General features: G+C 61.4%; 5 protein-coding genes. 3 read left to right on the top strand and 2 right to left on the bottom strand.

Annotation, left to right across the window (positions count from 1 at the left end; all coding sequences use genetic code 11):
* Nucleotides 1-78: 78 nt before the first annotated feature.
* Together GZ093_RS19550 and GZ093_RS19555 are read left to right on the top strand one after the other, a co-directional pair.
* Nucleotides 79-3,234 carry an efflux RND transporter permease subunit gene (locus GZ093_RS19550; protein WP_296489290.1) on the top strand — a complete coding sequence of 1,052 codons (3,156 nt, stop codon included), beginning with the start codon at nucleotides 79-81 and terminating at the stop codon, nucleotides 3,232-3,234.
* A gap of 7 nt (nucleotides 3,235-3,241) precedes the next feature.
* The gene (locus GZ093_RS19555; protein ID WP_296489296.1) at nucleotides 3,242-4,711 is read left to right on the top strand and encodes an efflux transporter outer membrane subunit; all 1,470 of its coding nucleotides are present in this window, start codon (nucleotides 3,242-3,244) and stop codon (nucleotides 4,709-4,711) included.
* An 89-nt stretch (nucleotides 4,712-4,800) separates the two neighbouring features.
* On the opposite strand, the gene GZ093_RS19560 is transcribed toward GZ093_RS19555, so the two are convergent.
* Nucleotides 4,801-4,944 (bottom strand): hypothetical protein, encoded by a 144-nt coding sequence (locus tag GZ093_RS19560; RefSeq protein ID WP_296489291.1) that lies wholly within the window; start codon nucleotides 4,942-4,944, stop codon nucleotides 4,801-4,803.
* 122 nt (nucleotides 4,945-5,066) lie between these two features.
* Nucleotides 5,067-5,633, bottom strand: coding sequence for a cytochrome b/b6 domain-containing protein (locus tag GZ093_RS19565; RefSeq protein ID WP_296489293.1), 567 nt, complete (start codon nucleotides 5,631-5,633; stop codon nucleotides 5,067-5,069).
* A gap of 498 nt (nucleotides 5,634-6,131) precedes the next feature.
* Between GZ093_RS19565 and GZ093_RS19570 the strand changes: the two genes are divergently transcribed.
* A complete protein-coding gene (locus GZ093_RS19570; RefSeq protein ID WP_296489294.1) occupies nucleotides 6,132-6,377 on the top strand; it encodes a hypothetical protein in 246 nt (81 codons plus the stop codon).
* The last annotated feature ends 122 nt before the right edge of the window (nucleotides 6,378-6,499 follow it).

Below are 6,499 nucleotides of genomic sequence, written 5' to 3' on the forward strand. Positions count from 1 at the left end.
CCGTGGCAGGCGCCGGGCAGCGCGCCTGCCACAGCGGCCAGCGCCGCCTCAAGCGCCGCACGCTAAGGAGCCACCTTCATGGCCAAGTTTTTTATTGACCGACCCATCTTTGCGTGGGTCATTGCCTTGTTCATCATCGTGATGGGCTCGGTTGCCATCACCCAGCTGCCGATTGCCCAGTACCCGCCGGTGGCACCGCCCTCGATCGTGATCTCGGCCAGCTACCCCGGTGCCTCGGCCCAGACGCTGGAAGACAGCGTGCTGTCGATCGTCGAGCAGGAGATGAACGGCTCGCCCGGCCTGCTGTACATGGAATCGGTGGCGCAAGCCAACGGCAGCGGCTCCATCACGCTGAGCTTTCAGCCCGGCACCAACCCCGACCTGGCGCAGGTGGACGTGCAAAACCGCCTAAGCCGCGCCTCGCCGCGCCTTCCCTCGGCGGTGACGCAACAAGGTGTGCGGGTGGACAAGGCGCGCAGCAACTTCTTGCTGTTCACCATTCTCTCGTCCGATGACCCAGCGATGGACCCGGTGGCTCTGGGCGACTACGCCTCGCGCAGCATTCTGCCCGAACTGCAGCGCATCAACGGGGTCGGTCAGGCGCAACTGTTTGGCACCGAACGCGCCATGCGCATCTGGATCGACCCGGCCAAGCTGCAGGGCTTCAACCTGTCAGCCACCGACGTCACCGCCGCCATTCGCGCCCAAAATGCGCAGGTGTCCGCCGGTGAGATCGGCAGCTTGCCCAATGTGGCGGGCCAGGGCATTGCCGCCACCGTGGTGGTGAGCGGCCAACTGACAAGCGTGGCGGAGTTTGGCAATGTGGTGCTGCGTGCCAACCTTGACGGATCGAGCGTGCGCTTGAAAGACGTGGCACGCATCGAACTTGGCGCCCAGGCCTATGCCACCTCCGCACGACTCAACGGCAAACCCTCCACCGGCATCGGCGTGCAGCTCTCGCCCAGCGGTAACGCGCTGGCCACGGCCAAAGCGGTGCGCACGCGCATGCACGAGCTGGAAAAGTTCTTTCCCAAGGGCGTGAGCTGGGCCATTCCCTACGACAGCTCCCGCTTCATTGAAACCTCGCTGCGCCAGGTGGCAGAGACACTGTTAGAGGCCATCGCCCTGGTGTTTCTGGTGATGTTCTTGTTCTTGCAGGACTGGCGCTACACCCTCATCCCGACGCTGGTGGTGCCGGTGGCGCTCTTGGGCACTTTTGCCACGCTGCTGGCGTTTGGCTTCTCGATCAACGTGCTGACCATGTTTGCCATGGTGCTGGTGATCGGCATTGTGGTGGACGACGCTATTGTGGTGGTGGAGAACGTCGAGCGCATCATGAGCGAAGAAGGCTTGTCGCCTGTGCTGGCCACGCGCAAGGCGATGGGGCAGATTTCGGGCGCCATCATTGGTGTGACCGTGGTGCTGATCTCGGTGTTTGTGCCGCTGGGGTTTTTCAGCGGATCCATTGGCAACATTTACCGCCAGTTTGCGGCCGTGATGGGTGTGTCAATCGCATTCTCGGCTTTTCTGGCTTTGTCCTTGACCCCGGCCTTGTGCGCCACACTGCTCAAACCCGTTGAGGCGGGCCACCACCATGCCAAGACCGGCTTTTTTGGCTGGTTCAACCGGGGCTTTGCCAAGACCGCCAAGGGCTATGAGAAGGGCGTGGCCAAACTGCTGCCGCGTGCCGCGCGCTACCTGGTGATCTACCTGGCCATCGTGGCCGGCGCAGCCTGGACCTACCAGCGCCTGCCGACCTCCTTTCTGCCCAATGAAGACCAGGGCACCATGCTGGTCAATGTGCAGTTGCCGCCCGGCGCCACGCGCGATCGCACGCTGGCGGTGATGGAGCAGGTGGAAGGCTTTGTGCTTAAGCAGCCCGAGGTGCAAGGCATGGTCAGCGTGCTGGGTTTCAGCTTTTCTGGCCAGGGCCAAAACGCAGCGCTGGCCTTCGTCACGCTCAAAGACTGGTCTGAACGCAAGGGGGAAGGTAGTTCGGCGCAGGCCGTGGCGGGGCGCGCCTTTGGCGCTCTGTCGGGCATTCGCGATGCGTTCATTTTTCCCTTGAGTCCACCGCCCATTCCTGAGCTGGGTTCGTCATCGGGCTTTAGCTTCCGGCTGCAAGACCGCGCCGGTCTGGGCCACGAAGCCCTGCTGGCGGCGCGCAACCAGTTGGTTGGCCTGGCGTCCAAAAGCAAAGTGCTCACCCAGGTGCGCCCTGACGGCCTGGAAGACGCGCCGCAATTGCAGCTCGACATTGACCGCGACAAGGCCAGCGCCCTGGGCGTGAGCTTTGATGCCATCAACGCCACCATTTCTACCGCACTGGGCTCCAGCTATGCCAACGACTTTCCCAACGCCGGGCGCTTGCAACGCGTGATGGTGCAAGCCGATGCACCGGCGCGCATGCAACCCGATGATTTGCTCAAACTCAATGTGAAGGGCAACGCGGGCCAGATGGTGCCACTCTCCGCCTTTGCCAGCACGCGCTGGGTGACGGGGGCCATGCAGACCGTGCGCTACAACGGCTACCCCGCGATGCGCATCGGCGGCAGCGCTGCGCCCGGCTACAGCACCGGGGCCGCGCTGGCAGAGATGGAGCAACTTGCCAGCCAATTGCCGGCCGGTTTCGGCTTTGAATGGACCGGCACCTCGCGTGAAGAAAAGCTCGCGGGTTCCCAGGCCATGATCCTGTACGGCTTTGCCATTTTGTCGGTGTTCTTGTGTCTGGCCGCTCTTTATGAGAGCTGGACCATTCCGCTGGCTGTCGTCATGGTGGTGCCGCTCGGTGTGCTGGGCGTGATTCTGGCGACGTTACTGCGCTTGTATGCCAACGACGTCTACTTTCAGGTCGGCCTGATCACGATCATTGGCCTGTCCGCCAAGAACGCGATTTTGATCATCGAATTTGCAAAGGACCTGCAGGCGCAGGGCAAGAGCGTGATCGCCTCGGCCCTGGAGGCGGCACACCTGCGCTTTCGCCCGATCGTGATGACCTCGCTGGCCTTTACCTTGGGCGTGCTGCCGCTCGCTCTGTCCAGCGGCGCGGGCTCGGCCAGCCAGCGCGCCATCGGCACCGGCGTGATCGGCGGCATTCTGACCGGCACCACGCTGGCGGTGCTGTTTGTGCCGATCTTTTTTGTGGTGGTGCGCACGCTGTTCAAGGACAGCGCACGCCAGCAGCAAGTGCATGCCGAGCAGGCAGCGCACATGGGAGTGCATTCGCATGAATAAAAAATATATGTCATTTAGACCTCTAGCCCGCATCGGTATTGCACAAACAGCTACTTTGTTGATAGCAGGTTGTTCACTCATGCCGACCTACGAGCGCCCGCCGGCACCGGTGGCCCCCCAGTGGCCCGGCACCGCCGCCACGGCGGACAACGCGAGCGCTGCCGCAGAACTGGCCTGGCAGGACTTTTTCACCGACGCCACGCTCAGAGAGCTGATTGACACGGCGCTGCGCAACAACCGCGACCAGCGCATTGCACTGTTACGCGTGGAGCAGGCGCGCGCGCAGCTGGGCATCCGGCGCGCCGACCTCTTTCCCACCCTGGCCGCCACAGCCACGGGTTCCCGCACGCCCAGCAGTTCCGGCGGCATCAACAGCAGCTACGCGGCCGGGCTGACCGTGACGGCCTACGAGCTTGATTTCTTTGGCCGCGTCGCCAGCCTCAAGGAGCAGGCGCTGGCCCAGTACCTGGCCACCACCGAGGCCAGCCAGACCGCGCAGATCAGCCTGATCGCCACCGTGGCACAGAGCTGGCTCAACCTGCTGGCCGACGAAGAATTGCTCGCCGCGTCACACCAGACGCTGGCCACGCGCCAGGACTCGCTCAAGCTGGTCAGCTTGCGCCTGCAATATGGCGCCAGCTCCGAGCTGGATCAGAACCTGGCCGAGTCGCTCCTGCAAGGCGCGCGCGTCACGCTGGCGCAGCAGACGCAAAAGCGCGCGCTCGACGAGAACGCGCTGGTGCTGCTGCTGGGCCAAGCCCTGCCCGAGGCGGCGCGGCAACGTCTGCAAGCCAGGCCGGTTGATACGCAACAAGCGCCAAGCCAGCCCGCTGCGCTGCCCGGCGGACTCACGCAACTGCAGTTTGCCGAGCTGCCGGCCGGCCTGCCCTCGGACCTGCTCACCCGCCGCCCCGACATTCGCCAGGCCGAGCAGCTGCTGATCGCCAGCAACGCCAACATCGGTGCCGCCCGGGCCGCGTTTTTTCCGCGCATTGCCCTGACCGCCGGTGCCGGGTCCGCCAGCAGCGAACTCGCCGGTTTGTTCAAGAACGGTTCCTGGGGCTTTACGCTGGCGCCGAGCCTGGTACTGCCGATTTTTGACGCCGGACGCAACCAGGCCAACCTGGACGCGGCCAAAGCCGGGCGCGACATTGCCGTGGCGCAATATGAACAGGCGATTCAAAGCGCATTTCGCGAAGTGGCGGATGCACTGGCCGGGCGCGACACGCTCGCCAGCCAATTGCAAGCAAGCCAGGCGCAACTGCAGGCCGAAGCCGGGCGCGCGCGCCTGACCCAACTGCGCTATGACAACGGCGCTGCCAGTCAACTCGAATCGCTCGACGCCCAGCGCTCCCTGTTTGCCGCCCAGCAGGCGCTGGTGCAAACCCGCCTGGCCTACCTGCAAAACCAGATCGCGCTGTACAAGACGCTGGGCGGCGGGGTCGTGGCGCGACCATCAGCCCAGTCAGCCCAATGACCTAGTCGTTCGCGCCGCTTGCTTCGCGCCAGTTTCTGCTATTAATTAAGTAGTCGCTCATGCACAGTTGGCGCGGGCTAGAGGCTAGATTATTGTAAATTTCCAGCAGAGTGTGCGGCGCCTTCGGCGCCTGATGCCCCAATGAAGATGGGTGTGACACGCTCATTTGATGGACTGAATTTCACGGTTGCTGAACAGCACATGGCGGGGTCAACTACTTCGAGATTTTTCAAGATTTTCTCCTGAAAAATTGACCAGCTTCGTGCCAATTTTTAGACAAATTCACGACTTTGACAACCCGCAGCATCAGCGCCGGTGCATGACCAATTGCACGAGTTAAAGGCATTGGCTGCGATTAACGGAGTTTCAATGGAAGCATGGATGCAAGCACACCGTCCCTGAGCACAACGTGGTGAACTATTGCGGCAGCCGCATGCAGGCCGGCGAACCACATGATGGCATCTCCCAAGAACGAATGCACGTCCCCCCAATCAACTAACTTTGCAATGCTTGATTCGGCAATCACGGGCATTTTGTCAAGGCGGATGCCTCCCAGCACGGTCAGCGGGTGGCCCTCAGTTCCCAATGCCAAGAGCGCCGTTATCGGTAGTGCCAACATCAGCGCCCAAAGTGCAAGGTGCATCAGTTTGCCCATGACCTGCATCCAGCTGGCCATCTGAAATTCCGGCGCAGTTGGGCGCAGTGCCACCCAGATGAGCCGCAACACGGTCAACGTGAAAACCAGTAGGCCCAAAGACTCGTGCCAAACGATGTCGCTTTGCGTTGCCGGGTCTACGCCCTGATGCATCAGACGGCCAAAACCACCTGGCCCGAGAATGAAGGCAACGGTCACGACAACGGCCGTGACCCAATGAAACGCTTGGCTGAGGAAATCGAATCGGGTGGAGCTACGTTGGTTCATAGAGATACAAGAAAATTGAAGGGTTTATGGGACGCGTTTACTCGCGCAATCTGACGGCGAGACCATGGGACGGAATTGGCTGATTTGACACGGCTCAGACCCAGCGCAATTGATTGTGATGATAAATTTTTCAACGAACGGTGTCTATGTGCCAACGTTCAGTGACGACCAGCGGGCTCAGCGCCCACAAGCGGTCACTCAGGGCAGATTTGTGGCAGACTGTGATGATGAATTCAGGTACTGACGGCGTCCGTGCTGAACTGGCAGGTAGGGGCGTCAACGCCAGCCGCAAGCGCAACCCGCACGTCCTGCACCAAAAAAACTGCGCAGAGTAATTCGGCGTCTCGGGTTTGGCGTCACCAACGAACGCGACAAACCTGCGTTGCAACAGGCCAGGTTCCGGTCGCACCGCTTGCGTTTTGTCATAATAAAAACTTCCTATTGTGCCTAAAATATTTCGTCTTTTAGAGGTGTCATTGTGCTTAGCTCTAGGCAAACATGGCCCAACTGAAAGATACGATGCAGCCCGCCTCCGAATGGTTCAAAGCGGCCGCCGATGCGAGCTTGGACGGGCTATTCATCGTGAAGGGGGTGCGGGACCAAGCTGGCCAACTGATTGATTTTGAGTGTGTCGACATCAATGGCCACGCCCTATATCCGCTGAGGATGACCAGAGAAAAGGTCATTGGCCAGAAGCTTAGGGGGCTGCTTCCCATCCACCGCGAAGGTTTCTTCGACAAGTAAGCTCAAGTGCTGGCCACAGGCACTCCACTGGAGGAAGAATTCCCGATTGTCACCACGCAGGCAAAAGCGAGGTGGCTGCGGCACCAAGTAGTGCGCGTAGGCGACGGCATCGTTATCTTCGC

Source organism: Rhodoferax sp., from assembly GCF_010365055.1.
GTDB lineage: Bacteria > Pseudomonadota > Gammaproteobacteria > Burkholderiales > Burkholderiaceae_C > Rhodoferax.